Raw genomic sequence first — 26,905 nt, 5'->3', positions numbered from 1 at the left:
ATTCTCACGCGCTGAACCCGGACGCGCCCGGCGCGTCCGGGTTCAGCGCCTCGCACCAGGCGGGAGGCCGGCGGTGGCGTCCAAATCGCTTGCGCTGCGACTGAGTGAGCAGCGCTCCGAGATGATGATCTCCGAGCTGGAGGGCGTCGCGCTCAGGCTCTTCGAGCAGCGTGGGTTCATCGAGACCACGGTCGAGGAGATCGCCGCGGAGGCGCAGATCTCCGTCCGGACCTTCTACCGCTACTTCCCCTCGAAGGAAGACGTCCTGCAGGTGAGGATCGAGCGGCGGAGCAAAGCCCTCCGAGCAAGACTCGCGGCCTGTTCCACCACCGAACCGCCGATGCGTTCCCTGCGTCTCGCGCTCAAGGAGGAGTTCGCCGCGGAGGATGCGGAACGGCTTCGGCGTTGGATAGCGGTCATCGCGGTTACTCCCACGCTACTGCGCGGCGTGCTTGGCGGCATTCAGCTCAACACGCACAGGGTGACCGCCGACTTCCTCCGTTCTCGCTTGGGATTGCCCGCCGACGCCCTGTTGCCCACGATGCTCGCCGGGGCCGTGGGTGGAGTCATCCAGGCGGCCCAGACGAACTGGTTCCTCAACGGTGGCGATCTGGCGAGCGCGATCTCCGAAGGCCTCAGGGTGCTTGAAAGCGGTATGGAAACCAATCCGATCCTCGGATCCGCAGGCACGGGCGGGACCACCGCCCCGGATGCCGAGTAACCGGAGCGGCGGCCGGGGGCGGGGTCTGGCCGAGACCGCGGCGCGGTCTGGCGAGACCGTCGGGGGAGGCCGAACCCGGACGACCTGGGCGGAACCGGACGCGGACCGGACGCGGGACCGGACATGAGACGACCGGCCGGGTGCGGACGCACCCGGCCGGTCGGGCGTGCGGAGCCGCCGTGGGCGGCGGGTCTCACCTCTTCAGGGGCATCGCGTCCTGGTCAGAAGCGGCGCGGCGAGGAGTCGACGCCGGGCATTTCCTCCAGCCCGCCGGCGGTGGCGTCCGAGGCGATCTCCTCGTTGATCGACGCCGGGAAGCTGGGGTCGAACGTGGACGGAATCGAGGTCGACGGCGTGGCCGACAGACGATCGGGCGTCCCGGCCCCTGCCCCGGTCTCGGCACCGGCCGGTGTCCCGGTGCTCGCGGTCACCGGCGGCGTCGAGGAGGTCAGGCTCTCGTCGTGAACGGTGCTCGCCGGCGCGCTCGGCTCGTCCTGCTGGCCGGAGCCGGCAAGGTACCTGCGGGCCGCGACGGTGGCCGCCGCTCCGCCGCCCACCAGCAGCATCATGCCCAGGCCGCGGCGGCGTCGCCGGTGCACCCGGCTCAGCTTCCGCTCGGCCTTCGCGAGCTTGTTCTCCAGCACCAGCTGGGCCTTGTCGGCCCGCACCCTGGCCTTGCGCTCGGACCGGATGGCCCGGCCGGACCGGGCCTTCTCGATCCGCAGCTCGGTGGCCGCGCGGGCGTGCTCGGCCGAGAGCTCCGCCGCGCCGCGCGCCTTCTCGAGCCGCCGGCCGGCGCGACCCGAGACGGCCGTCGCCTTGGCCGCCGTCCGGGCCGGAACCTTCGCCGCCTTGCCGGCCTTCCGGCTGACCGCGTCGGCGCCGGCGCTCGACGTGTCCGCCACCTTGCCGGCCAGCGCGCTGCCGGCGTCCCGGGTGGCGGTCGCGGCGGTCTGCCCCGCCCGGGCCGCCCCCTGACCGGCCTTGACCGTGGCGTCAGCGACGCTGTGGCTGGCCTTGACCGTCGCGTCAGCGACGCCGTGGCTGGCCCTGACGGTGGCGTCGGCGACGGCGTGCCCGGCCCGGTCCACGTGGTCGGCGGCGGAGCGGGCCGCGTCGGGAATCGCGCTCACCGGGACGGCGTCGGTGACGTGCGCGAGCCGGTCCTTGATCGTGGTACTCATCGGTCTCCCTTCCTGGCGTGCCCCCAGCGGTGGGGCCGGCGCGGGGTTGAGGCGGGTGACCCCGCCGCTGGCCCTTCAAGATCTGACGACCTTGCCCTACCCTCCGTGGCGGCCAACCAACATTCCCACCCTCCGTGGTTATCCGCTCACTCTCGTGCCGCGCCGCTCGGCTCGGGTGAGAGAGACCCTTGGCGGGTATCCCGCGCAGCACCGATCATGGCTACCGTTCGCCGACGTTTCGGTGGCTGAGGTCGTGACCGGAGGTAGTTGATGAGCTCGCTACGCGTGATCCAGTGGGGGACCGGGAACGTTGGCCGGCACGCCTTACGGGGGATCATCCGGCGGCCGGATCTCGAGCTGGTCGGCGTGCACGCCCACTCGCCGGCCAAGATCGGACGGGACGCGGCCGAACTGTGCGGGTTGAGCGAGCCCACCGGCGTGGTCGCCACCGACGACATCGACGCGCTGCTGGCCCTCGATGCCGACTGCGTGTCCTACACGGTCCAGGGCGAGTCCCGGATCGACGACACCCTCGACGAACTGTGCATGATCCTCGCCGCCGGCAAGAACGTCGTGAACACCGCGCTCGTCTTCCTGGTCAATCCGGCGTTCCTCGACGACGCGACCCGCGGACGGCTCACGGAAGCGTGTGAGAAGGGCGGGACCACGCTGCTCACCTCCGGCATCGACCCGGGCTGGTCCGGAGACGTGGTCCCGCTGCTGGTGGCACAGATGTGCGAACGCGTCGACTCGATACGGGTCAGTGAGCTGATGAACTACGGCGAGTACGCCGACCCGGCCTTCACCGGCGAGGTCTTCGGTTTCGGCCTGCCGCTCGACCACCCGGCCGCGCTGTTCGAGCCCGGAGCGGTGACCTTCGGCTGGGGCGGTATCGTCCGGCTCCTGGCCGACGCGCTGGGCTGGACGCTCGACGAGATCCGCGAGGAGCACGAGCGGCTTCCCGCCCCGGAGACGTTCCATACGGCGATGGGCCGCATCGAGCAGGGCAGCACCGCGGCCGTCCGCTTCGACGTGACGGGCGTCGTCGGCGGCCGGCCCGCGATCGTCGCCGCCCACGTCAACCGGCTGCGCGACGACATCGGCCCGGACTGGCCGATCCTGGCCGGCGGCCGCTCCGGCTACCGCGTCGAGGTCACCGGCCACCCGTCGTTCACGCTCGAGCTCGAGCCCCGCCTCGACGGCGGCGGCGACCACGCCGAGGCTGGCCTCATCGGCTCCGCGATGCGCATCCTCAACGCCATCCCCACCGTCTGCGCCGCTCCACCCGGCCTCGTCACCCCGCTCGACCTGCCCTTCTTCACCGTCAACGGGGCCTGACCGCCCAGCTGAACCCAGACCTCGACGGCTCCGCGGCCGCCTCTCCGCCGCCGGCCGCGGCCGGGCACTCATCGTGGTCCGGGTCGGGCGCGTTTCGACTTGGACGAGCCCGACACGGAGGAGGCGAGGGTGCGTGCCGATGAGGAGCTGGCCTTTGAAGGATTCGTGGCCGGGGCCGCCGACCGGCTGCTGCTGAGCGCGGTCCTGCTCGTCGGCGGGGACTGGGCGGCCGGCGAGGACCTGCTCCAGGGAGCGTTCGAACGCACCTACCGGCACTGGTCGCGGATCGCGGACGGCCAGCCGGAGGCGTACGTCCGCCGGGCGCTGGTCAACGGCGCGACGAGCCGGTGGCGGCGGCTGCGGGCCCGGGTCGCCGAGGTGCCGTTGATCGTCGACGGCGAGTGGACCGTCGACGTCGTCGAGGTGGGCGTCGACCATGCCGACCGGCTGTCCCAGCGCGAGGGCCTGGTCCGTGCCCTGCGATCGCTTCCGCCCCGGCAGCGGGCCGTGGTGGTCCTGCGTTACTTCGACGACCTGCCCGAATCCGAGGTCGCCGCCGCACTCGGCTGCTCCGTCGGCTCCGTGCGCAGCCAGGCCTCGCGGGGCCTCGCCCGGCTGCGCGGCAGCGAGCACCTGGCCGCGCTCGGCGCCGTCCGCGCCCCCAGGACACGCCGCCGTGGCGCGGGAGACCCCGACATCCTGACCAACGAGATGGGGCAGGGGGGCCGCGCTCCGTCGTCATCGAGGGCGTTCGCCTCGCCTCCGCCGCGACCCACCCGGTGAGGGGGAAGAAGCTGTGAGCACAGCAGGAAACGGGCGTACCGACCCGCCCGGAGCGAGCCGCCGAGGCAACTTCACCCCGCGGGACCAGGCCGCGGCCGGCACGCGGCAGCCGCGGTACGTCGTGGAGGGTGACGTCGTGGACGGCCCGACCCAGGACCTGGCGGCGCAGCTGCGCGCGCTGCGGGCCGAGATGCCCCGCCGGGGCGTCGACAGCGTCTTCCTCGACCTGGTGCGCGCCCGGGCTCGCCGTCGCCGGTCACGCGCTCGCGTCGCCGGGGTCGCCGCGCTCGTCCTGGCGATCGTGGTGGGCATCGGCGTCCCCGTGAGCCACCGCGGTGGTGGGAACGACCACATGCCTCCCGCGGCCTCGTCGCCGGCCGCCCCGTACACCTACGGCGGGATGACCATCACCTGGCTGCCCGTCCCGATGGCTCACCAGCTGGACATAGAGTCCCAGTCGGTTCTTCACGGGGCCGTGGGGGCGCTACCGGGAGCCCCGCCCATCAGCATCGCCGCTCACCTTTTCAGCCAAGATTCCTACGACCAGAACATCGCCGCGTTCACCAGCGAGTTCGTCGCGCCGTCCACGGCGGTCGCGCCCGTGGCGGACGAGCCGTCCGCCGTCTGGGTGACCGTGATCTGGCAGCCGTCGGACCCGTCGGTCGCGACGGCCCGACAGCTGCGCAGTCAACTGAAACAGCTGCCGGAGGTCGTGGGCGACACCGAGGTGTCGGAGACGACGGTGGGTGACCAGCCCGCCGCCTTCGCCCAGAACGACCTCAGCGCCGTGACCAATCTTCACCTCCGGGACACGAGCTACCGCTACGGCGGTCTGCTCACCTGGCTCACGCCCAGCGGCGCCCTGCTCGCGGTGGAGGCCCACAGTTTCACCCCCGTCAACGTCGCCGTGCTGCGGCGGATCGGCGCCGGACTGGTCCTCGGCCAGCAGCCGCCGAGCACGCCCCCGCCCGCGTGACGCGGCGATCGCCGAGGCGGTGAATGCCGAGGTGGTGGGGGCCGCGATCCACGACGTCCTCACCCACGGCCCGCCCGCGGGATTTCTCGGCATCTCGATCGCCCGATACGAAATTTGAATCGAGTCCATTGTTCCTTCCGCCCTGCTGTCGTCCTCCCTAATCGGGAGGTAACGTTCCGGCTGGAATTCTCGCCGACCCGGTCGACGGGTGGTTTCTCCGTCCCTGATCATTGTCCGGGCGCTGTCCGAAGGACCGCGAAATGACGATCGAATCCAGTGACCTGATCGCGAGGCGTCGGGCGGCGCCCGCCGACGACCTGCTCAGCGACCTCATTGCCGTCCAGGAGCAGGGTGACCGGCTGTCGGTCCGCGAGCTGCTCGACCTGTGCGTGCTGCTGCTCGTCGCCGGCTACGAGACGACCGTCAACCTCGTCGCCAACGCCGTGATCGCGCTCGCCCGGGATCCGGCGCAGTACGCGGCTCTGCGGGCCGATCGCGCGCTTGTGTCGCCGGCGATCGAGGAGACGCTGCGTTTCGACCCGCAGATCCAGTATGTGGGGCGCACGGTGCTGGCCGACATGGACCTCGGCGGGCAGCCGCTTCGCGCCGGAGACGGCGTGATCGCCTTGTTGGCCGGCGCCCAGCGCGACCCCGAGGTGTTCCCGGACCCTGACCGGTTCGACATCACCCGCTACGCCGGACCGGCCGCGCGCCATCTCGGTTTCGGTCTGGGCATCCACTACTGCCTCGGGGCGCCGCTCGCCCGCCTGGAGGCGGAGATCATGCTGACGGCGCTGCTCGACCGGGTCGAACGGATCGAGATCGCCGCGGAACAGCTGCCCTACCGGCCGCATCTCTCCGTCCGCGGCGTCTCCGCGCTCCCCGTACGGCTGACCCCCGCCTGACCGGCCACGCCCCCGTGCCTTCCTGACCACGCCCCGCGTCTCCGCTCGGGCCGTGGCCGCTACCCTTGCCCGCTCACCACACGCTGTCGCCGCGCAGAACCGCGTCCGCGCCACCATCGACGAAGATCACCTGTCCGGTGACATGGCTGTTGTGCGGGCCGGCCAGCCAGGCCAGGTAGAGCAGCTGTCCCGCGCCACGGTCGACGGCGGCCTGTGCGGCGGTGACGGCGGCCGGCTCGTCCGCGGCCAGGCAGCCGGCCACGATCGCCGGGTCGGCCGGATGTAGGCAGGCCACCGAGTCGACGACGACCGCGGCCGGGTTCGTGCCAGCGGCCAGCAGCGGACGCAGCCCGGTCAAGGTGGCGACGGCGCCGAAGAAGTTGACGCGCACCGTCCGCGGGTCGCGCCGGGAGACACCGGCGCAGGCGACTACCGCGTCCAGCCGGCCACCGGTGAGCTCGCGAACCCGGTCGACCAGCTCCTCCCGCCCCGCCCTGGCCGCCAGGTCGACCGTGACCTCGGTGTCCTTCAGATCGACCCCGATCACGGTCGCACCCTGGTCGAGGAGAAGCTCGGCCGTGGCCCGGCCGATGCCGGAGGCAGCGCCGGTGACCACATAGGTACGGGACATGACCGCATTTCCCCCCCGAGCCCCCGCCGGCGGGCCGAGTCCGGCACGCCAGCCAGGCGCGGTATCCGGCGGAAGGATCCGCCGATGTCGCGGTCACACCCGCGGCGCGTCCTGGTCCACCTTGCCTCGGAGCCACCGCGTCCGCACCCGCGTGGCGGGCGGCGCCGGTGCTGCCGGTGGTGCGGGCACCGGTGCTGGCGCTGTCTGGACCTGCGGCGCTGTCTGGACCTGCGGCGCTGTCTGGACCTGCGGCGGTACCGGGACCTGCGGCGGCTGGGCGTCGGCGATGCGGTGGCGACGCGCCACCCGGCGCAGCTGGATCATGCGGCCGGTCCCGGGAATCGCGACCAGCAGGGCACCCGCGATCGCGGCGAACAGCATCGCGACCGCCAGCGGCAGATGGCCGTGGGCGCCCAGGAACGAGACCTTGACCCGCTGGCCGTTCTGCAAGATGAAGATCAAGAGGATCACGAGGATGACCGCGGAGAAGATCATTGCCGACCAGGCCCGGCTCAGACGGGTCGGGCGCACGACATGCTGCGGGACGGCGGGCGGCGCCGGGTCTGTCTCGGGTGGCCGTGCGTCTGGTACCGGGTCGACTGTTGTCATACCCGCGTGATACCCAGTCTCCTTCTGTTTTAGGCCGCCTTCGGCTACCGTCTCATCGCTTTTACTCCTTCGGCCTGAAACTAGGTGCCGAGCAGTGGGAGGGGCAGGAAGGAGTGCTTCTGCCAGATCAACCGGGATCGCTCCTCCGGGTAGCTCGTGACGGCCGAGGTGCTGTCGAAGACGTGGGTGAGGCGCCGGTCGGGGTCATAGGCGGGCCAGCCCGGGTCGCCATGAATGGCGAACCTCGTCCAGGCGGTCCGCATCTCGGCGGACAACGCCACCGCCTCGGGGCTGGGACCTTCGCCGATCAGCATGGCGGGCTGGCCGCTGGTGAGGTTGCCGAAGACGAGTGGCACGTCGAGGCCGTGGCAGGCGCCGAAGGCGCCGCCCATGCCGGGGGCGGCCCAGGCCAGCTCGTAGACGTGCGCGTGGCCGCCGCCCGCGACCTGCGCCTCGGCGAGGTGCAGGGAGGGCATCCGGAACAGCCAGTCCGAATGGACCAGTTCGTACAGCTGGTCGGGGCTCGCCTGCGGATAGGCGGCGTGGTAGCGGCTGGCACCGTCGTCACCGGGCGCGAAGACCTGTAGCGCCTCCGTCGCCTGTTCGAGCGTCACCTGGCCGAGCAGGCCGGTGATGGCGGTGAACAACCGCTGTTCGTCGCGGGTGTGCCCGGCGAGCAGACCGACGCCCCGACCGGCGCCACCGGCCAAGGCCTGCCACGGCGTGGTCGGCAGGACCTCGCCGTCGACGACGGGGGCGAACAGGATCGACCGATGCGCGGCCTGGCCCCAGCGCCCGGCCCGCTCGACGATCCCGGCGGCGACCAGGTCACCGGCGGCGGCCAGCAGCGCCGGCTCCACGCTCGCGAGGTCCGCGACGGTAGGACGCATCCCCACCTCGTCGGCACAGGCGGCGGCGATGTCGGCGGCGAGCCGCCGGGAGAAGAACGTGCCCGGCACGCTCTGGGCGATAGCCCTGCGGAAGAGCCCGGCCGCGCGGGGCATGGCCAGCAGGGCCGCGACAGATCCGCCGCCCGCCGACTCGCCGAAGACCGTGACCTCGTCGGGGTCACCGCCGAAGGCGGCGATGTTGTCGCGTACCCATTCCAGGAGGGCGACCTGGTCGAGCAGCCCACGGTTGGCGGGTGCATCGACGATCTCGGCGAAACCCTCCGCGCCGAGGCGGTAGTTGAACGTCACGACGACGACCCGGCCGTCCCGGGCGAGGTGGCCGCCCTCGTACTCGGGCGAGCTGGACTTACCGAAGACGTAGCCCCCGCCGTAGATCCACACCATCACCGGAAGCCGCGCGCCGGGCTCAGGCTCGGGCGACCAGACGTTGACGGTCAACCAGTCGTCGTCCGCCGTGCCCGCGGCGGTCGAATCCTGGCCGAACGCGTCGGCCTGCGGGGGTGGCGGTCCGTACGACACGGCCGGCCGTACGCCGTCCCAGGTCTGTGGCGGCCGCGGCGCGGCGAAGCGGAGCTCGCCGACCGGCGGCGCGGCGTAGGGGACACCGCGGAAGACCGCCAGGCCCCCCTCCCGGCTACCACGCAGGGTCCCGGCCGCCAGGCGGACCTGAGGCGCGGGCCCGGCGGAAACCGATCCGGCATCGATGCTCGTCACGGTTCTCCCTCGACAGATGCCGCATCCGCGGTCGTAGCCGCGGCTGTCGACGCGGGCGACGGCATCCTCACGCCAGATCGAATTCCTCGCCAACCATTTTTTGAAGATCTGACTGTTGGTGATCTAGCAGGTCCAGACGCCTCCGCCCGCCTGGTGAGCATGATCGTCGAGGTGGTGATCGCGTCGGCGGCCCCGGCCGCGTACCGCACCGTCGACCGCGACGCGCGGGTGTGGCTGGCGTGGGTGGTGATCCGCGCCGTCGGGCGCAGCAAGGCGCGCCGCTGTTGCGACAATGGTCTAGAAAGGTAGATCTGCCCACGGAGAATCCGGGTCGGATCGTGGTTCCCGCGCCGCCGGACGAGGCAGGCGGCCACCGGTCGGGATCGACGATCAGTGGCCTGAGCAGTTGTCATGGCGCCAGAGCGTGCGGAGGGATGACTTGTCGGCTGCTCTGACGGTTCGCCGCCGCGACGAGGTCTTCGTCGTGGAGCCAGGCCAGTCGTTCCTCGTGGGCCGGGACGCCACCGCCGATCTGGTGGTCGCCGACCCGCGGGTGTCCCGGCGTCACCTGCTGATCGAGCCGACGGCCGACGGCTGGGAGGTCGTGGGCCTAGGGAGCGGCGGGACGTGGATGGCTGGGCACCGGGTAAGCCGGATGCCGGTCCGTGCCCAGTCCGAGTTCCGCCTGGGCTCGGTGGACGGGCCGCGTATCACCGTGGCCCCGGCCCGGGCCGCGGTGGAGGCGGAGATGGAAGCGGAGGCGGAGGCGCCCGCCACCATGCCGATCCGGCGGCCGACGCCGCCCGCGCGGTCCCAGGAGGTGACCGTCCACATCGGTGACCTCGGCGCGTTGACCGGCCGGCGGCTCGGATCCACGGGGCCCGGTCCCGCCGCGGTGCCCGAACTCGGCGGCCCGGGCCACGTCCACCCGCTGCGGCCCGGTCGGATGTCCGTCGGCCGTGCGCTGACGAACGACCTGGTCGTCGGCGACCTGCTCGCCTCCCGGAAGCACGCCGAGCTGACCGTCGGCCCGGACGGCGTGCGCGTCGTCGACCTCGGCTCGGCGAACGGTACCTACGTCAACGGCCGCAGGGTCGAACAGGCGTCGCTGCGCGCCGGTGACCTGATCGCCGTCGGCCACCACGTGTTCCAGGCCGTCGGCGACGCGGGCGACGCCGATGACCCGCGGGCGGTCCCGACCTGGCTGGCCGAGTACCTCGACACCGGCGACGTCGCCTTCGAGGTGGAGGGCCTGTGTGTCGACGTCGACGGGGCCCGGCTGTTGCACGACATCAGCTTCCGCCTGCCCGGGCGGTCGCTGCTCGGGGTGATCGGGCCCAGCGGGGCGGGGAAGACGACGCTGCTGGGCGCGCTCACCGGGTTCCGCCCGGCCGGCGCCGGAACCGTCCGCTACGGCGGCCGCGACCTGTACGCCGAGTACGACGAACTGCGCCGGCGCATTGGCTACGTGCCGCAGGACGACATCCTGCACACCACCCTCACCGTTCGCCAGGCCCTGGACTACGGCGCGCGGCTGCGCTTCCCCGCCGAGACCACCTGGGCGGAGCGCGGCGCACGCGTGGACGCCGTGCTCGCCGAGCTCGGCCTCACCACCCGCGGAGCGGACAAGCTCGACCTCGCCGACGCCACCGCGACCGGTGAGTGGACGCTGCCCAGCGGGGTCGACCTGTCCGACCGGCGAGTAGCGACGCTGTCCGGTGGCCAGCGCAAGCGGACCAGCATCGCGCTCGAGCTGCTCACCCAACCGACCCTGCTCTATCTCGACGAACCGACGTCCGGACTGGACCCCGGCCTCGACCAGGAGGTCATGCGGTCGCTGCGCGGACTCGCGGACGACCGGCGGACGGTCGTCGTCGTGACCCACAGCGTGGCCCAGCTCGACCTGTGCGACTTCCTGCTGGTTCTCACCCGGGGCGGGCATGTGGCCTACTTCGGCCCGCCTCAGGGCGCGTTGCCCTTCCTCGGCCAGGCCAGCTGGGCGGACGCCTTCGGAGTTCTCGAGAGCGCCGACGGCGCGGCTCGACTCGCCCGCCGGCACCGGTCCTCGGTTCACCTCGCGAAGAACCCGCCCGCCACGCCGGTCGCCCCGCCCCCCGCCCCGCCGGTCGTCCGGCGAGCGCGCGCGCCGCTGCCGACGCCACGCCAGCAGTCGATGCTCTCCCAGCTGCTGACCCTGAGCCGCCGGTACGGGCGGATCATCGCCGCCGATCACTCCTACCTGCGCATGATCGTCGCCTATCCGTTCCTGTTGGGGCTCCTTCCGCGGCTGGTCGAGACCCCGCACGGGCTACGCGCGGTGCCGACGGGAGAGCCGAACCGGGACGCGATCCGCGTTCTGCTCGTCGTCACGCTCGTGGCGAGTTTCCTGGGCATGTCCAACGCGATCCGTGAGATCGTCAAGGAACGGCCCGTCTACCTGCGTGAACGCGCCATCGGCCTGTCTACCACCGCCTATCTCGGTTCCAAGGCGCTGGTCCTGACCATGATCACCTCGGTGCAGAGCATCGTGATCACCGTCATCGGTTTCGCGGGGCGGCTCCCGGCCGACGGGCTGCTCACCAGTTATCCGATCGTGGAGATGACGGTCATCGTCGCGGCGACCGGGACCACCGCGGCCATGCTGGGCCTCGCGGTGTCCGCGCTGGTCGACAACGCCGACAAGGCGATGCCGCCGCTGGTCGTACTCTCCGCGGCACAGCTGGTGCTGGCCGGCCCGCTGATCTCGCTCGCCGGTCGCCCCGGGCTGAACCAGTTGTCCTGGCTGTTGCCCGGCCGCTGGGGCGACGCCGCCGCGGCCTCGCTGACCGACCTCATCGACGTCCAGAAGCTGACTGACCCACGCCTCAACCCGGGAGTCTCTCCTGATCCGCTCTGGCGGCACACGACGGAGACCCTGTTGCTCGACCTGGGCGCCCTCACCGCGCTCGGCCTTGCCAGCCTGGCCGCCGCCGGTCTGTTCCTTGGCCGGCTCGACCCCCGTTTCTCCCGTCCTGGCCCCGGCTGAGCGGAGCCCTGACTCGTCGGCGGCGGCTCCCGATGCGCTGCACGAGGCATCGAGAATCCTGGCGCGTCTTCTGGCGAGAGCTCGACTGCCGCGGGTGAAAAATAAAGGCGGGCGTGAAGGAAGCCCCGCGGCTATCGTGGTGCTCAGAATGATGGATGTATCTACACAGAACGTGAACCTCGAAGGTCGCGGACGGAAACCAGACGCTCAGCCGCCCGTTGGTTTTCCCGATGCCCGGCCGGTGCCGTGTCCGGAGCCCGAGCCGTTGCCGATGCTTGGCGTCGATGTCGGCGGTGTGCTCACGAGCCGGGCCGCCGACGACCAGGACACGTCGTTCTTCAGCTCCCAGCCGATGCTGACACCGGCGGTCGCCGGCGCGTTCGACGCGCTGACGACGTTGGCCGCCGGCCCGTTCGCCGGCCGGATCCACATCGTCTCCAAGTGTGGTCCGAAGATCGCAGCCCTCACCCGCGAGTGGCTCGGGCATCACGAGTTCTTCGAGCGCACTGGGATCCCGTCGGCGAACCTGCACTTCGTCCGCCGCCGCCCCGAGAAGGCCCCGGTCTGCGCTCGCCTCGGCATCACCCATTTCATCGACGACCGCCTCGACGTCCTGGTCCACATGACGACCGTGCCGCACCGCTACCTGTTCCTGGGCGACGCCCCGGAACGAACCGCCTCCGAACCGGTGCCTCCGTGGGCCGTTCCGGCCACGTCGTGGACCGATCTGGCCGTCCTGCTGGCGGCCGGCCGCGACCACTGACGCGGGCCCGGCTGGCAAGTCCGTCAGATCGTCACGCGGCGCAGGGTGGTGAAGCCGCCGGCCATGAGCGCGACCGCCACGGCGGCGAGCACCCCGGTGAGCCCGATCGCGGACAGCGTGGTGAAGAAGTGCCCGACGTCGGACCAGCTGTGGGACCAGGTCGTGGCGAGCGCCCCGGCGAGCAGGACGGTGACCTGCCCGGCCGAGAAGGCGATCAGGCCGATGAGGGACCAGCGCCGGTAGACCAGGCCCCACCAGCAGCCGTAGACGTAGAGCAGGGTGAGAACGACGAACGACGTCAGCCAGGCCTCGTACCAGGCGCCGTCGAGGATGTACGGCAGCCGGAACATGCGCATCGACAGGCCCCAGCCGCCGGTCGCGCCCTCGACGGCCCGCAGGACGGTGAGGATCACGCCGGTGACCGCGGCGTAGGTCACCGCGAGGAGGGCCGTCCCCAGGTAGTAGCTGCGCCGGGACAGGCCCAGCGCGAGTCCGAACGACAGCCCCTTGGTGATGCTCTGCAGACCGATGACGAAGGCGACCACGCAGACGGCCGCCAGGCCGCCGACCGAGTGATCGCCCTGGTCACTGCTGGGGAGCAGGCCGACGACGATCACATCGACCGTGAAGGCGAAGACCAGCCCCGCGCCCGGCGCGACGAGGTAGGCGACTCGGTCGAGCAGGTGGTAGCGGGCGACCTTGATCGCGGTGCGGAGAGTGCTGGCGGTGGGGGCCGCGGTGTTCACGCGTGTGACCTTTCCGTTCGTTCGCCGGCCGCCCCGGCACTGGCGTGGACGACGGCCTGCTGCAGTGACAGGGGGGTGAGGGTGAGGTTCAGCTCGCGGGCCCACGCCCGGTCGCCGTCGGTCAGCGGGCTGCCGACCACCACCGACGCGTGGGACGCGAGCGTGCGACGGTCCCAGACGCGCCGGCCGGCCGCGAACGCGTCCACCGCCGGCACCGCTCCGCTCACGGCCGTCGTGGCGCCGCGCACGGTGTCCGCGTCGGCGTCGAGCACGACCCGCCCGCGGTCGATCATCACCACCCGCTCCAGCAGCCCGGAGACCTCGTCGATGAGGTGCGTCGACAGCAGGACCGTCCGTGGGTGCTCGGTGTAGTCCGCGATGAGCTGGTCGTAGAAGATCTGGCGGGCGACGGCGTCGAGGCCGGCGTAGGGCTCGTCGAACAGCGTGACCTCGGCCCTCGCGGCCAGGCCCACGACGATCCCGACGGCGGAGCGCATCCCGCGGGAGAGCTTCTTGACGGGCCGGCCGACCGGCAGGTCGAACGCGCGGAGCAGGGCGTCGGCCAGCTCGCCGCTCCAGTCGGGGTAGAACCACGACGCCGCCCGCAGGACATGCCCAACCCTGACGTCCGGATAGGACTGGTCCTCGCGGACCAGCACCATCCGACGCAGTACCGCGTCGTTCTCGATCGGGCTCGCGCCGAGGACCCGGACCTCGCCGGCCGACGGAAACTCCTGGGCCGCGAGAATCCGCAGGAACGTGGTCTTGCCGGCGCCGTTGCGCCCCAGCAGACCGGTGATGGTCGCGTCCTCGATGTCGACGGTGACGTCATCGAGGGCGACGTGGCCGCGATAGCGGCGGGTCAGGCCACTCACCGCGATGGTGGGTGTCATACCGTGATGCCTCCCCTGGCGGATCTGGGTTCTGTCTCATCGAGGGCGGCGCCGGGCGGGCCCTCGCTCACCTGGCGGACCAGCGCGAGCAGAGCCTCGGCATCGATACCGAGCCGGTTCGCCTCGTCGACCATGGGCGCCACGTACCGCTGGGCGAAGGCCTGGCGGCGGCGTTCCACCAGGCGCTCGCGGGCGCCCGCGGCGACGAACATGCCCACGCCGCGGCGCTTCTCCAGTAGCCCGTCCTCGGTCAGCACGTTGAGCCCCTTCGCCGCGGTGGCCGGGTTGATCCGGTAGAAGGCCGCGAGCTCGTTGCTCGACGGCGCCCGCCCGCCCTCGGGGAGCGTGCCGTCCGCGATCTCGTCGGCCAGCCGCTCGGCGATCTGGGCGAAGATCGGGCTGCTGTCGTCGAGCACGCCCCTGCCCCTCTCCTCGGCCGTACCCATCCGTCCCGATGGTTGGTCGGTTCATTACTTGACTAATGTACCGACGAACGGAGGGGTGTCAAGGCTCGGCCACTGGTCGCCGGACGGGTCCCTCACGCCGGCTGTGGTCAGCCGCCTCGACGGCCACCTCGACGTGGATCAGATGACGTCGGCGGTCCGGGCTTCGCCGGTTCGACGGCCGGCCGGCGAGAATCGAAGACGGAGTCGTTCGAGGGGGACACCTGTGCCAGAAGGAGACACCGTCTACCAGGCCGCCCGCCGGCTGCACCAGGCGCTGGCTGGTCAGGTGCTGTCTGTCAGCGACTTCAGGGTGCCGCGGTACGCGACGGTCGACCTGACCGGCAGCACGGTGCTCGAGGTGGTGCCTCGCGGCAAGCACCTGCTGATGCGTTGCTCCGGCGGTACTACGGTGCATTCCCACCTTCGGATGGAGGGTGCGTGGCGCACCTTCGCCGCCGGCGAGCCCTGGCGTGGCGGACCCGGCTGGCAGATCCGGGTGGTGCTCGGCAACGCGCGGCACGTCGCGGTCGGCTATCGGCTGCCCGTTCTCGACATCCTGCGGACCGCTGACGAACCGGCCGTCGTGGGTCATCTCGGTCCCGACGTGCTCGGGCCGGACTGGGACCTCGACCGTGTGCTGGCGGCCGCGCTGGCCCGGCCGGAGAGCGAGATCGGCATGGTCCTGCTGGATCAGACCGTGCTCGCGGGCCTGGGAAACATCTATCGGATCGAGGCGTGCTTCGTCGCCGGCGTCTCGCCGTGGACGCGGGTCGGCGAGGTTCCCGATCTCGGCAGGCTTGTCAACCGAGCCCGACAGATGATCCTGGTCAACGCGGATCGGCCCACGCGGGTCACGACCGGGTCGGCGCGGCCGGGGGAGCACCTGTGGGTCTACGGCCGCGGCCGGCGGCCGTGCCGTCGGTGCGGTACGGCCATCCGGGTAGCTGAGCAGGCGCAGTCGGACGCCCCCGAGGAAGGGCGCGTCACCTACTGGTGCCCGCGCTGCCAACGCGGACCGGCCCCGATGGGCTCGCCTGGTGCCGGCGGCGGTACCAGCATCCGGGCGTAGCGCGGCAGGTGGCGACACGCGGCGGAGGCGGGTCAGCCGCAGTGGGACCAGTCACTGCTCCACGAGACGTTGCCGAGGCTGCCACCCCATTTCACGCAGATCGCCTTCGCGTACGCCCTCACCGGACCCGCGTAGTACTGGTAGGAGCCCGCGTCGACCACCTGTGACGAACCGTTGCGCGCCTGCACCCAGGCCGACATCGACTGAGCCGTGCCCACGCCGGCACCGGACTTCAGCGTGACCACGCAGTTGTTGCTGCCGTCGTACATGAGGAAGATCTTGGCCGTCGTGGAGCCGTTGGTGAGGGTGTGGCTGTCGACCTGGGAGTAGCCGGAGCCGCACACCTGGGCGGCGGAGTAGGGGTTTGTCTTCGCCGCGCTGGGAGTGGAGGTGGTGGTGGTGGTGGTACCGGCCGAACCGGAGTTGGAACCCGAACCCGAACCCGCCCCGGATCCCGAGTTCGCGGTCGAGCCGGCACCGGATCCGGATCCCTGCGTGGATGCTGCCTGCTGTCCGGGCGCGGCGGCCGGTGGTTCGCCCGCGATGGTGTCGGCGTGGGTCGAGAGGACCGCTGGCGGCGGCTGAATACCGACCGGCCGAGATGGCGCGCCGGCGTCGGAACCACCACCTGAACGCGGCGGGGCCTCGTTTCCTGGCTCTGCCTGCGTACTGGGGAGGTCGGCTGGTGCTTTCCCGGTGCTCGGTGTGGCCGTCGCCCCAGGCCGCGCGGGCCGGTCGGGGTTTGGACTCGCCGCGGACGTGGTCGGTGCGGGGTCGTTCGTGGCCATGGCCGAGCCGTCGTTCGCGGTAACGGCGATCAGGATGATCGCGGTCACCGCGGCGGCGAACCCCGCTGTCGCGATGCTGGCCAGCCAGACGCGCCGGGGGATCGCGCCGCGCGGCCGGGGACCGGGTGAAGACCGCCGCCAGGATTCGAGGAAGGCCCCGTGCTCGGCGGGGCTGGACGGGCTTGGGCTGGACGGGTCGGGCGCCGGCGGCTGCCCGCCCGTCCCGATGCTCTTCGGGTGGTCGTTGGCCGCGGACCCGCCCAGTGTCAGGATCGGTAACCCCGCATTCGCGTCGAATGTCCGATTCGGAGGCTAACCGCCCGACTCAGGTCGCATACCTGCTTCACGAAAAGTTTGGCGACTGTTCGTGGAGGTCGTTCCTCCGTGTCTCGGCGTGCCCTCGCCGCCTCCTCGCCTCGTCGCCTCGGCCCGAGCGCCGGCGTCACCGGGTCGCCGACGTCGATCTGGTCAAACCTCACCGAGCTGACGCCGCGCGGCGCCAGGCCGGATCGCGAGCCGCCAGGGCCTGCCCTGGATCGGCGGTACACACATCGAATTCACATCGTGGCGGTCCTAACGTGCGGCCATGCGGGTGCCGGTGGTCGAGGACGAGAGGCGTACCGCCGCGTTGCCGCGCCGGGGCCGCCCGGTGAGGGGTTCACCTTCGACGGAGATGTCGTCGGATGACGCGTGCCAGATCCGCCCCGGCCGGGTCGCCGTGCCGGGATTGGACCGCCTGGCTGACTTCGCCTCACATCGTGGCCTCATGAGCCGTGTCAATGCTGGGAAGGTATGGAGCACTCCTTCGGGTCGGATCTGACCGCTCCGGGCGGGCCAACCGGTCCTCGCCCGTCCATCGGCCCCGAGCGGTGGACGATGCCGCGGACGCTGGTGGTCGCGGACAAATTTCCCCCGGTCATCGGAGGCATCGAGACGTTCGCCCGGCAGCTGTCCGCCGCGCTACCGGCGGACCGGCTCGTGGTCGTCGCGCCCCCGCATCCGGACGCCGAGCGCCAGGACGCGGCCGCGCCGTTCTCGGTGATCCGCAGCTCCGCGGCCGCGATGACCTCTCCGGACGCCGGGCGTCGGCTGGGACGACTCGCCGCCGCGGCGGACTGCTCGGCGGCCTGGTTTCCGTCCGCGACACCGCGCGCCCTGGTCACGCCCGCCCTCCGGCGAGCCGGCGTCGACTGGGTCGTGGGCTCGACGCACGGACACGAGTTCGGCTGGTCGTACGTCCCGGTCGGCCGGTCGGTCGTGCGCGCCGTAGGCGACCGGGTCGATGTCCTGACATACGTGACGGACTTCAGCCTGCGGCGACTTCGTACGGTGGTGTCGCCGTCGGTACGTTTCGAGCCGCTGACCGGCGGTGTTGACGTCAACCGGTTCCGGCCCGATGCCGGCGGCGCGGACCTCCGTCGCGTCCATGGTTGGGGCGGGCGGCCTGTGGTGGCGTGCGTCGGCCGCCTGGTCGCCCGCAAGGGTCAGGACATGCTGATCCGCGCGTGGCCGGCCGTGCTGCGCCGTCACCCGGGTGCTCTGCTGCTCATCATCGGCCAAGGCCCGGACGCTCGCGTGCTGCGGCACCTTGCCCGCAGCGTCGGTGTCGACGCGAGCGTGCACTTCACCGGCGCTGTGTCCGCCGATGCGTTGCCCGCCTACCTGGACGCGGCCGACGTGTTCGCATTGCCGTCTCGCGCTCACGCCATGGGCCTCGGTCGGGAAGGCCTTGGCCTCGCGGCCCTCGAGGCCGCGGCCGCCGGCCTACCGGTGATCACCGGCGCCGCGGGTGGAGCGCCGGACGTCGTCCGTCACGGTGAGACGGGCCTGGTGGTCGACGGCGCGGATGTCATCGAGGTCGCCGCGGCCGTGAAGATGCTTCTTGCCGATCCGGTCCGCCGATACCGCATGGGCGAGGCCGGCCGCGCCTGGATGCGTGCCCGCTGGACCTGGGAGCACCTCGGCGCTCGGCTCGCCGCCCTGCTCACGCCTCCGCGGGTGGGCACCGGCAGTGACGAAAGGATGGGTGACGGTGGTGGTTGTTGTTGCCAACAGGGTCATCGTCAGGCGGACAACCGTTGGTGATAGGTGCGTCGCGTGGACAGGACCGCGTCGGATCGGTATTCCGGTGTCTTCCACAAGCTGGCCGAGCGGCGGGAGAGCCCCGCCATCGAGGCCGGGTGCCTTCGGGGTGCCGGTCGAGGTCAGTTGCCCTCGGGGTGCCGGTCGAGGCCCGCGAGCTCCAGCAGGCCGGTGCGTCGTACCTTGCCCATGGCGTTCACCGGCAGGGCGTCGACCTGGGACCAGATCTCCGGGACCTTGTAAGGAGCCAGCTCGCGGCGGCACAGCGCCGCGAGCGCGTCGAGATCCAGCGCCGCCGGGCCCGCGCTCTCGACCAGGGCGGCCACCCGTTGCCCGAGACGGTCGTCGGGCACGGCGCACACCGCGACCCGGGCGACGTCCGGGTGCGCCGAGATGACCCGTTCCACTTCGAGCGGGTAGACGTTCGCCCCGCCCCGGATGATGACCAGCTTCCTGCGGTCCAGCACCCGCAGCCAGCCGTCGCCGTCGACGGTCCCGATGTCACCGGTCGCGACGGGTCCCGGTTCCGGCGGGCGGACGGCTCCCCGCTCCCAGTACCCGAGCGTCGGGTGCCACGCTCCCGCCCACGGGCCGGTGGCGGCCCCGCTCAGCCGCAGCTCACCGGGCTCGCCGGCCGGCAGCCGGCGCCCCTCGTCGTCGTAGGCCGCGACGTCGTAGTGCGGCAGGACGCGGCCGCTCGCGCCTGGGCGCCACTCCTTACCCGGCGGGTCGATCGACACCACCGTGGGCGCCTCGGTCAGGCCGTAGGTGGCCCGGGGGAGCAGCCCGTGCGTGTCGGCGAAGGCCTGGCGCAGCGCGTCCGGGGTGTCGCTTCCTCCGCTCCACACCTCCTCGAGGGAGCTGAGGTCGGCCTCCGGGCGTCTGGCGAGGTCGTGGAGCTGGGCCGGCGCCCCGTTCCACACCGTGACCCGGCGAGTCGAGATCCACTCAGCGACGCCATCGACGTCGCGGCGGTTCATCACGACGGCGCACCCACCGGCCTGCGCGGTGAGCAGCGTGGACAGCACCATCAGGTTGAGGATCGTGAACGGGAAACTGTCGCCCTTGCGCAGCTGGGGGCCCCAGCCGCGGGTGGCGACGAGGACCGCGCCCGGCAGGAGCAGGTTGCGCTGGCTGTGCACCACCGCCTTCGGCCGCCCCGACGTCCCGCTGGTGAACGCGATCCCGGCCGGCGCGTCGGCGTCCACCTCGACCGGCGGGGCCTGCTCGGCGCCGGCCAGCAGCACCGCCCACCGGTCGGGATCGACGCGGCCGGGGGAGCTCAGCTGGCAGCGCGGCCCGGCCAGCACGACGCGCGGCTCGCAGATATCGCGCAGCTCCTCCTGCTCGCCTCCTGCCAGCGCCTCTCCGATCCCCGCCCAGACCGCCCCGATCCGCTGCGCGCCGTGGAAGGCCGCGACGATGTCCAGGTCGTTGGGCAGGCAGGCCGCGACCCGGTCGCCCGGGCGGACGCCGAGTGACCACAGAGCGCCAGCGGCCCGCCCGGCCTGCTCGTCGAGCTCGGCGTACGACCACGCGCCGGAGACCGCGTCGACCGCGGTGGCGCCCGGCCGCGACGCGAGGGCGGCGTCCAGCACCCGGGCGACCGTGGCCGGGAGGCGCGGCGTCGCGGACCTGTCCATCGTGGCTCCCGCCTTTCGTCGCACCCTGTCCGACGTCACGACGTGCCCGTGCTCCTCGGCCGGGCCGGCCCGTTCCCCGGGTAGCTCCGCGGGACGCCCGCGCCGTGCCTGACGCCCGGCCATGCGAACGTAATCCAAGGCTTACGTGTCGTGAACACCTACTGGTGACGATCGACGGATGGTGGGCCTTGAGTTCCGGCTGCTTGGCCGCGTCGAGATGTACCGGGACGGGCAACCGGTGGACGTCGGCGGCCCCAAGCAGCGGGCTGTCCTCGCCTCACTCCTGCTCCGAGTCCGCAGGGTGGTCTCGGTCGATCAGCTCATCGACGACCTGTGGCCGGAGCAGCCGCCGGCCCGGGCGGCCGCCACGGTACAGGTCTTCGTCTCGCAGCTGCGCCGGGTACTCGAACCAGAGCGTTCCCGCGGTAGCACGGCGACCGTCCTGGTCACGGCGTCTCCCGGCTACCTGCTCGACATCGAGCCCCAGGCCGTGGACGCGCACGTCTTCACCGACCTGGTCGCCCGTGGCCGGGAGGCGCTCGACGCCCGGGACCCGCAGCGGGCGGCACGGCTGCTGCTGCGCGCCGAGGCGATGCTGCGCGGCCCGGCACTCGCCGACGTCCCGGTCACGCCGTTCGTCCGGGCCGCGGCGGCCCGGTTGACGGAACTGCACCTCGGCGCGGTCGAGGCCCGGATCGACGCCGAGCTCTCCCTGGGTCGGCACGCCGCGCTCGTCGCGGAGCTCGAGCAGTGGGTGCGCCGGCACCCGCTGCGAGAGCGCCTCCGGGCACAGCTGATGCTCGGGCTGTACCGGTGCGGGCGACAGGTGGAGGCGCTGGCCACCTATCGCGAGACCCGCCGGGTGCTCAACGACGAACTGGGGCTCGAGCCGGGCGCCGGGCTGCGAGAACTGGAGCAGGCCGTGCTGCGGCAGGACCCCGTCCTGGCCTGGCGGCCGCCGCCGCCCGTGCCCGTGCCCACGGCGACGTCCACGTCTACGGCGATGTCCGCGTCCGCGTCGACGTCCCCGGCCGAGGTGGCGACGCCGGACCACGAGCCGCCGCCCGCGGATCGGCGCGGCCGAGTCCTGGTGGTCGATGACACCGCCATCAATCGCAGGCTCCTCGCGTCCGCCGTGGCCCAGCTCGGTCACGAGGTGGAGACGGCGGAGAACGGCCACCGGGCGCTCGAGATGCTGCGGGCCGCCGATGACGATCCGCGCGGGTTCGACATCGTCCTGCTGGATCTGCTCATGCCGGTGCTGGACGGGTACGCGACGCTGGCCGAGATCAAGGCAGATCCCGTCCTGGCCGACGTCCCGGTGATCATGGTGTCGGCAGTGCCGGAGCTGGAGAGCGTGGTGCGCTGCATCGAGCTGGGCGCGATCGACTACCTGCCGAAGCCATACAGCTCGACGATGCTCCGGGCCCGGCTGCGCTCCTCGCTGCAGGCCAGGCGGTCGGCGGCCGAGCGGGAGACAGCCCTGCGGACCGAGATCGCCATGCTTCGAGCGGAGGTCTCCCAGGCTCGGATCGGCACCGGGCCCGAACACGCGTGAACCGTCGACCGATGTCGCTGCGCGGCGTGGTCCGCAGCGGTGCCGGCGTCGGCGTGGTCCTGCTGGCCGCGCTGTTGCTGGTCAGCCTGAAGGCCGAGAGCAGCACGCGGCAGGCGGGGACGGCCGAGGCCCGGCGGTCGCAGTCGCTACGCCTGGCCTACGAGCTGCGGCAGACCTCCGACGACCTGACCCGGATGGCGCGGACGTACGTGGTCACCGGTCAGCCGCGCTACCGCGCCTGGTTCCAGGAGATCCTGGAGATCCGCGACGGCACGGCGCCAAGACCGCGCAACTACGGCAACATCTACTGGGACGTCGTGACCGACACCGGTCGGCGTCCCACACCGTTCGGTCCTCCGGCGGCCTTCGCCGGGCTCGCCGCCGGGGCCGGGTTCACCCGCCAGGAGCTGGGCCTGCTCGCCGCGGCCAAGACGCGGTCGGACGCCCTGGCCACCGTGGAGAAGCGGGCGTTCGACCTGGCCGCCCAAGGGGGCGCGGCCAACCGTCAGCGGGCGACGGACATGCTCTTCGACGCGTCCTACCTGCGGGCCAAGGACGGGATCATGCAGCCGATCGGGCAGGTGCTGGCGCTCGTCGACACCCGCACGGCCGGGGAGACCGCGCGGGCCACGGACCAGGCCCGGGTCTGGTCGGTGGGCGCCATCGTGGCGGCGCTGCTGCTCCTCGCGGGGATGGCGGTGTTCGTCGTCGTGACCCGCCGGGCGGTGCTCCGCCCGGTCGCGGAGCTCGATGCCGCGACGGCCCGGATGGCCGCCGGCGAGGCCGACGTCCGGGCGCGGGTGGCGGGAGTCGGCGAGCTGCGTTCCCTGGCGAGGCGCTACAACGAGATGACCGAACGGGTGCAGGGGCGCTCCGCCGAGCTGCGGCTGCTGCACCAGGTCGCCGCCGCGGCGCATCGGGCCACCGACCTCTCCGCGGCCGCCGCGGACGTGGTCGACCTGGTCCGCGCGCACACCGGATGGCCGGTTGGCCGGACCTACCACCGATACGGCGACCGGCTGGTGCCCCTGACGACGTCCGCCGACCTCCTGCGCCCGAGCGCCGCCGCGCCCGGCCCGTCCAGCCTGCCGGGCCGGGTTCTCGCGACCGGGGAGGCCGTCTGGCTGCCCCAGCTCTCCGCCGAGCACGGGACGGCACGGGGACCCGGCGCGGGAATCGCCGTTCCGGTGCGTACCGGCCGAGGCGAGAGCGCGGAGGTGGTCGCCGTGCTGGAGTTCCTCACCGCCGGCCCCGCCGCCCCGGACGCCGCGCTGCTGGCTCTCCTGTCGGACGTGGCGGCCCAGCTCGGCCAGGTCGCCGACCGGGTCCGCACCGCGGACGCGCTGCGCGACGCCGCCTCCACCGCCCAGAGCGCCAACATCGCCAAGAGCGCCTTTCTGGCGACGATGAGCCACGAGATCCGGACCCCGATGAACGCGGTCATCGGCATGTCGGGGCTGCTCCTGGACGGCCGTCTCGACCCCGGCCAGCGCCACCTCACCGAGGTCGTCCACGACAGCGCGCACTCGTTGCTCCTGCTGATCAACGACATCCTCGACTTCTCCAAGATCGAGGCCGGCCGCTTCCGCCTGGAACGGGTGCCGTTCCACGTCGCCGAATGCGTGGAGGCCGCGATCGACCTCGTCTCGGCCGACGCCGGCACCAAGGACCTCGAACTGGTCTGCGACATCGAACCCGGCACCCCGGAGGCCATGGTCGGCGACCCGACGCGGGTCCGGCAGATCTTGCTCAACCTGCTGAGCAACGCGGTGAAGTTCACCGAACGAGGCGAGGTGACCGTCACGGTCGGCGCGTCCCCGGGCGACGCCGAAGGCACGCACGAGTGGCGCTTCGTCGTGCGCGACACCGGCATCGGCATCCCACCCGAGCACCTGGAGTCGATCTTCGACTCGTTCACCCAGGTCGACACGTCCACCTCACGGCGCTACGGCGGCACCGGGCTGGGCCTGGCCATCTGCCGCCGGCTGTCCGCCCTCATGGGCGGGACGATCACCGCCGCCTCCCAGCCCGGCTCCGGCACCACCATGACCGTCACCATGCCGGCGGCGGCGGCGACGTTGGCGCGACGGGACCCGGTACCCGAGGACATCTCCGCCCTGGCCGGTAGGGAGGTGCTCATGGTGGGCAGCGACTCCCGGACCCGCGCCCTGGTCGGGAACTGGCTGGTCCGGTCCTGGCGCATGCGGATCACCATCACGGCATCGACCGAGACCGCGCTTCGGTGGCTGCGCGCCGGACGCCGGTACGACGCGGTGGTTCTCGATCACCGCCCCCCTCGGATGGACGGCCTGGCCCTGGCCAGCGCGCTGCGAGCCATCCCCGCCGCGGAGCGGGTGCCGATCGTGCTGATCACCTCCTTCGCCCGGCTCCCCGGCCCCGACGCCCCGCAAGGTGTCTCGGTGGTGACCCGGCCGATCCGCCCAGCCGCGCTGTTCCGCGCGATGACCGCGGCGGCCGCCCGCCCGGCCGCCGTCACGACGTCGCTGGCCGCGTCCACCGCCGGTCCCGCGGTCCCCGAGCGGGCAGCGGACGGTGTCGGTGCCGGCGTCGGTGCCCTGCGGCTCCTGGTGGCCGACGACCACGCGGTGAACCAACGACTGGTGCTCCTTCAGCTCACCGGACTCGGCCATCGTGCCGATCTGGTGAGCGGCGGCGCCGAGGCGGTGGCCGCGGCGCGGCGCGGGCGCTACGACGTCGTCCTCATGGACGTCCAGATGCCCGACCTCGACGGCCTGGAGGCCACCCGCCGGATCCGGGCCCACTTCGGCGGCGGCGGACCGTGGATCATCGCGCTCACCGCCAACGCGCAGCCGGGCGCGCGGGAGGCCTGCCTGGCGGCTGGCATGGACGACTACCTCACCAAGCCGCTGGTGCCGCCCGACCTCGTCGCCGCGCTGGCACGGGCACGACCACCGGCTGGCCGGCCCGTCCTGGACCCGGCCGCGCTCGAGCGGCTGAGTGAGCTTCTCGGCGGAGACGCGACAGCCCTGTCCGGCCTGATCGCCGACTTCCTCGCCGACGCGCCGGGGCTGGTGGACACACTGTCCGCGGCCGGTCGCGCCCCAGACTCGGTGCGGCGAGCCGCGCACACCCTGAAAGGCCTCGGTGCCACCTTCGGGGCCACCGACCTTGCCCGGCTGTGCCAGGAGGTCGAGACCCACCCCGGCGCCGCGGGCGAGGTGAACCCGCTGGTGCGGGAGATCGTCGCCGAGCACCAACGCGTCGCCGTAGCCCTGCGCACGCTTCGCTGAAGGCGTCGCCGTGCGCGCGGGGTTGACGCCGCCGCTTTCGGCGGTGGCCAGGGCACTTGGTCGTCGCTTGGCGGTTGTTTAGCGGCCGGATGTTCGCTGATCGGCAGGGGTCAGCGCCGCCCCCGTCGCCCGTCGCCCGTTGTTCCGGCGGCCTCGGACCCGCGCCCGCAGAAAGGCAGTCCGCGATGAGCACCGTCAGCCTCCCGCACGACCCCGCAACCCACCAACCCAGCACCGGATCCGCCAAGGAGACCCTGGAGGACTACACGCTCCGGTTCGCGCCGCGCAGTTACCGGCGGTGGGGCACGGGCATGGTCGCGATCTCGGCCCTCGGTGGCATCGCCTACCTCGCGGACTTCGCCATCGGGGCCAACATCGGCATCTCCTACGGAACGACGAACGCCCTGTGGGGCATCGCCGTCTTCGCCGTTGTGATCATCCTGACCGGATTTCCGCTGGCCTTCTACGCCGCCCGCTACAACCTGGACCTCGACCTGATCACCCGGGGTAGCGGCTTCGGCTACTACGGCTCGGTCGTCTCGAACGTGATCTTTGCGTCCTTCACGTTCATCTTCTTCGCCCTGGAGGGCTCGATCATGGCCCAGGGCCTGAACCTGGGCCTCCACATCCCGCTGTGGATCGGCTACGCGACCTCCACGATCGTCATCTTCCCGCTCGTGGTGTACGGCATGAAGCTGCTCTCCACACTCCAGCTCTGGACGACGCCGTTGTGGCTGGTGCTGATGGTGCTGCCGTTCGCCTACCTGCTGATCCGCCACCCCGACTCGATCGGCGCGTTCTTCGACTACGGCGGGCAGGACGGCAAGGGCGGGTTCGACCTCGGCTCGGTCTTCCTGGCGGCCGGCGTCTGTCTCTCACTGATCGCCCAGATCGCCGAGCAGATCGACTACCTGCGCTTCATGCCGCCGCGCACGCCGGAGAACTCGCGCCGCTGGTGGACCGCGATGGTGCTGGCCGGTCCGGGCTGGGTGGTCTTCGGTGCCATCAAGCAGATCATCGGCATGTTCCTGGCCGTCTACATCATCGCCAACGTCGCGGACGGCGCGGGCGTGGCCAACCAGCCGGTGCACCAGTTCCTGGAGATCTACCAGGACCTCCTGCCGCACTGGGGCGCGCTGGCCCTCGCCGTCGCGCTCGTGGTGATCAGCCAGGTCAAGATCAACGTGACCAACGCCTACTCCGGTTCGCTGGCCTGGACCAACTCGTTCACCCGGATCACGAAGACGTACCCCGGCCGGCTGGTCTTCCTCGGCTTCAATCTGCTCGTGGCGCTGATCCTGATGGAGGCCGACATGTTCAGCTTCCTCAACACGATCCTCGCCTTCTATGCCAACTGTGGCATGGCCTGGGTGGTCGCGGTCGCCTCCGACATCGTGTTCAACAAGTACCTGCTCAAGATCTCGCCGCTGAAGCCCGAATTCCGCCGCGGCATGCTCTACGCCGTCAACCCGGTCGGGTTCGGGTCGATGGTGCTGGCCGCGGGAATCTCGATCATCGACTTCTACGGCGGCCTCGGCTCCGGGCTCAAGCCCTACTCGCCGCTCGTGGCGATCGTGCTCGCCCTCGTCCTGCCACCGATCCTGGCCGTGGCCACGAGGGGCAGGTACTACCTGCGCCGCACGGACGACGGCATCGACCTGCCGATGTACGACGAGTACGGCAACCCGTCAGGCGAGACCCTCACCTGCCACGTCTGCCGGCAGGAGTACGAACGGCCGGACATGGTCAGGTGCCAGACGCACGACGCCTACATCTGCTCGCTCGACCTCTCGACGGACAAGGTCGGCGACCACGTGCTCCCGGCCCAGTCCTGACCCACCCGGCCGA

General features: G+C 72.0%; 22 protein-coding genes. 13 read left to right on the top strand and 9 right to left on the bottom strand.

Translation table 11 applies throughout. The features are described 5' to 3' along the window. Nucleotides 1-73 precede the first annotated feature (73 nt). On the top strand, nucleotides 74-721 hold the full coding sequence (locus FRCN3DRAFT_RS48740; RefSeq protein WP_007506882.1) for a TetR family transcriptional regulator: 648 nt from the start codon (nucleotides 74-76) through the stop codon (nucleotides 719-721). A 221-nt stretch (nucleotides 722-942) separates the two neighbouring features. On the opposite strand, the gene FRCN3DRAFT_RS0240520 is transcribed toward FRCN3DRAFT_RS48740, so the two are convergent. Continuing rightward, complete coding sequence (locus tag FRCN3DRAFT_RS0240520) at nucleotides 943-1,905, bottom strand: hypothetical protein (protein WP_007506881.1); 963 nt, start codon at nucleotides 1,903-1,905, stop codon at nucleotides 943-945. 270 nt (nucleotides 1,906-2,175) lie between these two features. Here FRCN3DRAFT_RS0240520 and FRCN3DRAFT_RS0240515 point away from each other — a divergent pair, with 270 nt between their 5' ends. From FRCN3DRAFT_RS0240515 to FRCN3DRAFT_RS48735, 4 genes are all read left to right on the top strand, one after another. Then, complete coding sequence (locus tag FRCN3DRAFT_RS0240515; protein WP_007506880.1) at nucleotides 2,176-3,243, top strand: NAD(P)H-dependent amine dehydrogenase family protein; 1,068 nt, start codon at nucleotides 2,176-2,178, stop codon at nucleotides 3,241-3,243. 129 nt (nucleotides 3,244-3,372) lie between these two features. Then, nucleotides 3,373-4,026 carry a SigE family RNA polymerase sigma factor gene (locus FRCN3DRAFT_RS0240510; protein WP_007506879.1) on the top strand — a complete coding sequence of 218 codons (654 nt, stop codon included), beginning with the start codon at nucleotides 3,373-3,375 and terminating at the stop codon, nucleotides 4,024-4,026. A 13-nt stretch (nucleotides 4,027-4,039) separates the two neighbouring features. After that, nucleotides 4,040-5,002 (top strand): hypothetical protein, encoded by a 963-nt coding sequence (locus FRCN3DRAFT_RS0240505; RefSeq protein ID WP_007506878.1) that lies wholly within the window; start codon nucleotides 4,040-4,042, stop codon nucleotides 5,000-5,002. 260 nt (nucleotides 5,003-5,262) lie between these two features. Then, complete coding sequence (locus tag FRCN3DRAFT_RS48735; protein ID WP_007506877.1) at nucleotides 5,263-5,907, top strand: cytochrome P450; 645 nt, start codon at nucleotides 5,263-5,265, stop codon at nucleotides 5,905-5,907. Between the two features lie 73 nt (nucleotides 5,908-5,980). Here the strand turns inward: FRCN3DRAFT_RS48735 and FRCN3DRAFT_RS0240490 are convergent, their stop codons facing one another. The 3 genes from FRCN3DRAFT_RS0240490 to FRCN3DRAFT_RS0240480 form a co-directional block, all read right to left on the bottom strand. Next, a complete protein-coding gene (locus FRCN3DRAFT_RS0240490) occupies nucleotides 5,981-6,538 on the bottom strand; it encodes an SDR family NAD(P)-dependent oxidoreductase (protein WP_007506876.1) in 558 nt (185 codons plus the stop codon). A 93-nt stretch (nucleotides 6,539-6,631) separates the two neighbouring features. Further along, nucleotides 6,632-7,147 carry a LapA family protein gene (locus tag FRCN3DRAFT_RS52415; RefSeq protein ID WP_083401664.1) on the bottom strand — a complete coding sequence of 172 codons (516 nt, stop codon included), beginning with the start codon at nucleotides 7,145-7,147 and terminating at the stop codon, nucleotides 6,632-6,634. 80 nt (nucleotides 7,148-7,227) lie between these two features. Then, on the bottom strand, nucleotides 7,228-8,772 hold the full coding sequence (locus tag FRCN3DRAFT_RS0240480; RefSeq protein WP_007506873.1) for a carboxylesterase/lipase family protein: 1,545 nt from the start codon (nucleotides 8,770-8,772) through the stop codon (nucleotides 7,228-7,230). A 153-nt stretch (nucleotides 8,773-8,925) separates the two neighbouring features. Between FRCN3DRAFT_RS0240480 and FRCN3DRAFT_RS54620 the strand changes: the two genes are divergently transcribed. The 3 genes from FRCN3DRAFT_RS54620 to FRCN3DRAFT_RS0240465 all read left to right on the top strand — a co-directional run bounded on the left by FRCN3DRAFT_RS54620 (nucleotide 8,926) and on the right by FRCN3DRAFT_RS0240465 (nucleotide 12,560). Beyond that, entirely contained in the window at nucleotides 8,926-9,081 is a 156-nt protein-coding gene (locus tag FRCN3DRAFT_RS54620) for a hypothetical protein (protein WP_198536219.1), read from the top strand. Between the two features lie 130 nt (nucleotides 9,082-9,211). Then, nucleotides 9,212-11,797, top strand: a complete 2,586-nt coding sequence (locus FRCN3DRAFT_RS0240470; RefSeq protein ID WP_007506871.1) for an FHA domain-containing protein — start codon at nucleotides 9,212-9,214, stop codon at nucleotides 11,795-11,797. A 271-nt stretch (nucleotides 11,798-12,068) separates the two neighbouring features. Beyond that, a complete protein-coding gene (locus FRCN3DRAFT_RS0240465; RefSeq protein WP_007506869.1) occupies nucleotides 12,069-12,560 on the top strand; it encodes a hypothetical protein in 492 nt (163 codons plus the stop codon). Nucleotides 12,561-12,583: 23 nt separating this feature from the next. Here FRCN3DRAFT_RS0240465 and FRCN3DRAFT_RS0240460 read toward each other — a convergent pair whose 3' ends face one another. Genes FRCN3DRAFT_RS0240460 through FRCN3DRAFT_RS48725 form a run of 3 tightly spaced genes read right to left on the bottom strand, consistent with a single transcriptional unit; the run spans nucleotide 12,584 to nucleotide 14,645 of the window. Next, complete coding sequence (locus FRCN3DRAFT_RS0240460; RefSeq protein ID WP_007506868.1) at nucleotides 12,584-13,306, bottom strand: hypothetical protein; 723 nt, start codon at nucleotides 13,304-13,306, stop codon at nucleotides 12,584-12,586. Continuing rightward, nucleotides 13,303-14,199: an ABC transporter ATP-binding protein gene (locus FRCN3DRAFT_RS0240455; RefSeq protein WP_007506867.1), complete on the bottom strand. Its 897-nt coding sequence runs from the start codon at nucleotides 14,197-14,199 to the stop codon at nucleotides 13,303-13,305. Before FRCN3DRAFT_RS0240455 ends, FRCN3DRAFT_RS0240460 begins: the two co-directional genes overlap by 4 nt. Further along, complete coding sequence (locus tag FRCN3DRAFT_RS48725; RefSeq protein WP_232794409.1) at nucleotides 14,196-14,645, bottom strand: GntR family transcriptional regulator; 450 nt, start codon at nucleotides 14,643-14,645, stop codon at nucleotides 14,196-14,198. Before FRCN3DRAFT_RS48725 ends, FRCN3DRAFT_RS0240455 begins: the two co-directional genes overlap by 4 nt. Nucleotides 14,646-14,868: 223 nt before the next feature. Between FRCN3DRAFT_RS48725 and FRCN3DRAFT_RS0240445 the strand changes: the two genes are divergently transcribed. After that, entirely contained in the window at nucleotides 14,869-15,714 is an 846-nt protein-coding gene (locus FRCN3DRAFT_RS0240445; RefSeq protein ID WP_007506865.1) for a DNA-formamidopyrimidine glycosylase family protein, read from the top strand. Between the two features lie 32 nt (nucleotides 15,715-15,746). On the opposite strand, the gene FRCN3DRAFT_RS0240440 is transcribed toward FRCN3DRAFT_RS0240445, so the two are convergent. Then, a complete protein-coding gene (locus tag FRCN3DRAFT_RS0240440; protein WP_007506864.1) occupies nucleotides 15,747-16,058 on the bottom strand; it encodes a hypothetical protein in 312 nt (103 codons plus the stop codon). A 1,236-nt stretch (nucleotides 16,059-17,294) separates the two neighbouring features. Between FRCN3DRAFT_RS0240440 and FRCN3DRAFT_RS0240425 the strand changes: the two genes are divergently transcribed. Further along, the gene (locus FRCN3DRAFT_RS0240425; RefSeq protein ID WP_063630339.1) at nucleotides 17,295-18,587 is read left to right on the top strand and encodes a glycosyltransferase family 4 protein; all 1,293 of its coding nucleotides are present in this window, start codon (nucleotides 17,295-17,297) and stop codon (nucleotides 18,585-18,587) included. 119 nt (nucleotides 18,588-18,706) lie between these two features. Here FRCN3DRAFT_RS0240425 and FRCN3DRAFT_RS0240420 read toward each other — a convergent pair whose 3' ends face one another. Next, nucleotides 18,707-20,227: a class I adenylate-forming enzyme family protein gene (locus FRCN3DRAFT_RS0240420; protein WP_007506860.1), complete on the bottom strand. Its 1,521-nt coding sequence runs from the start codon at nucleotides 20,225-20,227 to the stop codon at nucleotides 18,707-18,709. Nucleotides 20,228-20,405: 178 nt separating this feature from the next. On the opposite strand from FRCN3DRAFT_RS0240420, the gene FRCN3DRAFT_RS0240415 reads away from it, so the two are divergent. From FRCN3DRAFT_RS0240415 to FRCN3DRAFT_RS0240405, 3 genes are all read left to right on the top strand, one after another. Next, nucleotides 20,406-21,785, top strand: a complete 1,380-nt coding sequence (locus FRCN3DRAFT_RS0240415) for a BTAD domain-containing putative transcriptional regulator (RefSeq protein ID WP_007506858.1) — start codon at nucleotides 20,406-20,408, stop codon at nucleotides 21,783-21,785. An 11-nt stretch (nucleotides 21,786-21,796) separates the two neighbouring features. Next, on the top strand, nucleotides 21,797-25,057 hold the full coding sequence (locus FRCN3DRAFT_RS50415) for a hybrid sensor histidine kinase/response regulator (RefSeq protein WP_007506857.1): 3,261 nt from the start codon (nucleotides 21,797-21,799) through the stop codon (nucleotides 25,055-25,057). Nucleotides 25,058-25,242: 185 nt separating this feature from the next. Next, on the top strand, nucleotides 25,243-26,892 hold the full coding sequence (locus tag FRCN3DRAFT_RS0240405; protein ID WP_007506856.1) for a purine-cytosine permease family protein: 1,650 nt from the start codon (nucleotides 25,243-25,245) through the stop codon (nucleotides 26,890-26,892). Nucleotides 26,893-26,905 lie beyond the last annotated feature (13 nt).

Source organism: Pseudofrankia saprophytica (assembly GCF_000235425.2).
In the GTDB taxonomy this organism is placed as follows: Bacteria; Actinomycetota; Actinomycetes; order Frankiales; family Frankiaceae; genus Pseudofrankia; species Pseudofrankia saprophytica.
This window is presented reverse-complemented; position numbering and strand designations above follow the sequence as displayed.

Coding starts and splice junctions, on each gene's coding strand:
- FRCN3DRAFT_RS0240520 (WP_007506881.1), bottom strand. CDS start 1,905: ATGAGTACCACGATCAAGGACCGGCTCGCGCACGTCACCGACGCCGTC.
- FRCN3DRAFT_RS0240515 (WP_007506880.1), top strand. CDS start 2,176: ATGAGCTCGCTACGCGTGATCCAGTGGGGGACCGGGAACGTTGGCCGG.
- FRCN3DRAFT_RS48735 (WP_007506877.1), top strand. CDS start 5,263: ATGACGATCGAATCCAGTGACCTGATCGCGAGGCGTCGGGCGGCGCCC.
- FRCN3DRAFT_RS0240490 (WP_007506876.1), bottom strand. CDS start 6,538: ATGTCCCGTACCTATGTGGTCACCGGCGCTGCCTCCGGCATCGGCCGG.
- FRCN3DRAFT_RS52415 (WP_083401664.1), bottom strand. CDS start 7,147: ATGACAACAGTCGACCCGGTACCAGACGCACGGCCACCCGAGACAGAC.
- FRCN3DRAFT_RS0240465 (WP_007506869.1), top strand. CDS start 12,069: ATGCTTGGCGTCGATGTCGGCGGTGTGCTCACGAGCCGGGCCGCCGAC.
- FRCN3DRAFT_RS0240455 (WP_007506867.1), bottom strand. CDS start 14,199: ATGACACCCACCATCGCGGTGAGTGGCCTGACCCGCCGCTATCGCGGC.
- FRCN3DRAFT_RS48725 (WP_232794409.1), bottom strand. CDS start 14,645: ATGGGTACGGCCGAGGAGAGGGGCAGGGGCGTGCTCGACGACAGCAGC.
- FRCN3DRAFT_RS0240425 (WP_063630339.1), top strand. CDS start 17,295: ATGGAGCACTCCTTCGGGTCGGATCTGACCGCTCCGGGCGGGCCAACC.
- FRCN3DRAFT_RS0240420 (WP_007506860.1), bottom strand. CDS start 20,227: ATGGACAGGTCCGCGACGCCGCGCCTCCCGGCCACGGTCGCCCGGGTG.
- FRCN3DRAFT_RS0240415 (WP_007506858.1), top strand. CDS start 20,406: ATGGTGGGCCTTGAGTTCCGGCTGCTTGGCCGCGTCGAGATGTACCGG.
- FRCN3DRAFT_RS50415 (WP_007506857.1), top strand. CDS start 21,797: ATGTCGCTGCGCGGCGTGGTCCGCAGCGGTGCCGGCGTCGGCGTGGTC.
- FRCN3DRAFT_RS0240405 (WP_007506856.1), top strand. CDS start 25,243: ATGAGCACCGTCAGCCTCCCGCACGACCCCGCAACCCACCAACCCAGC.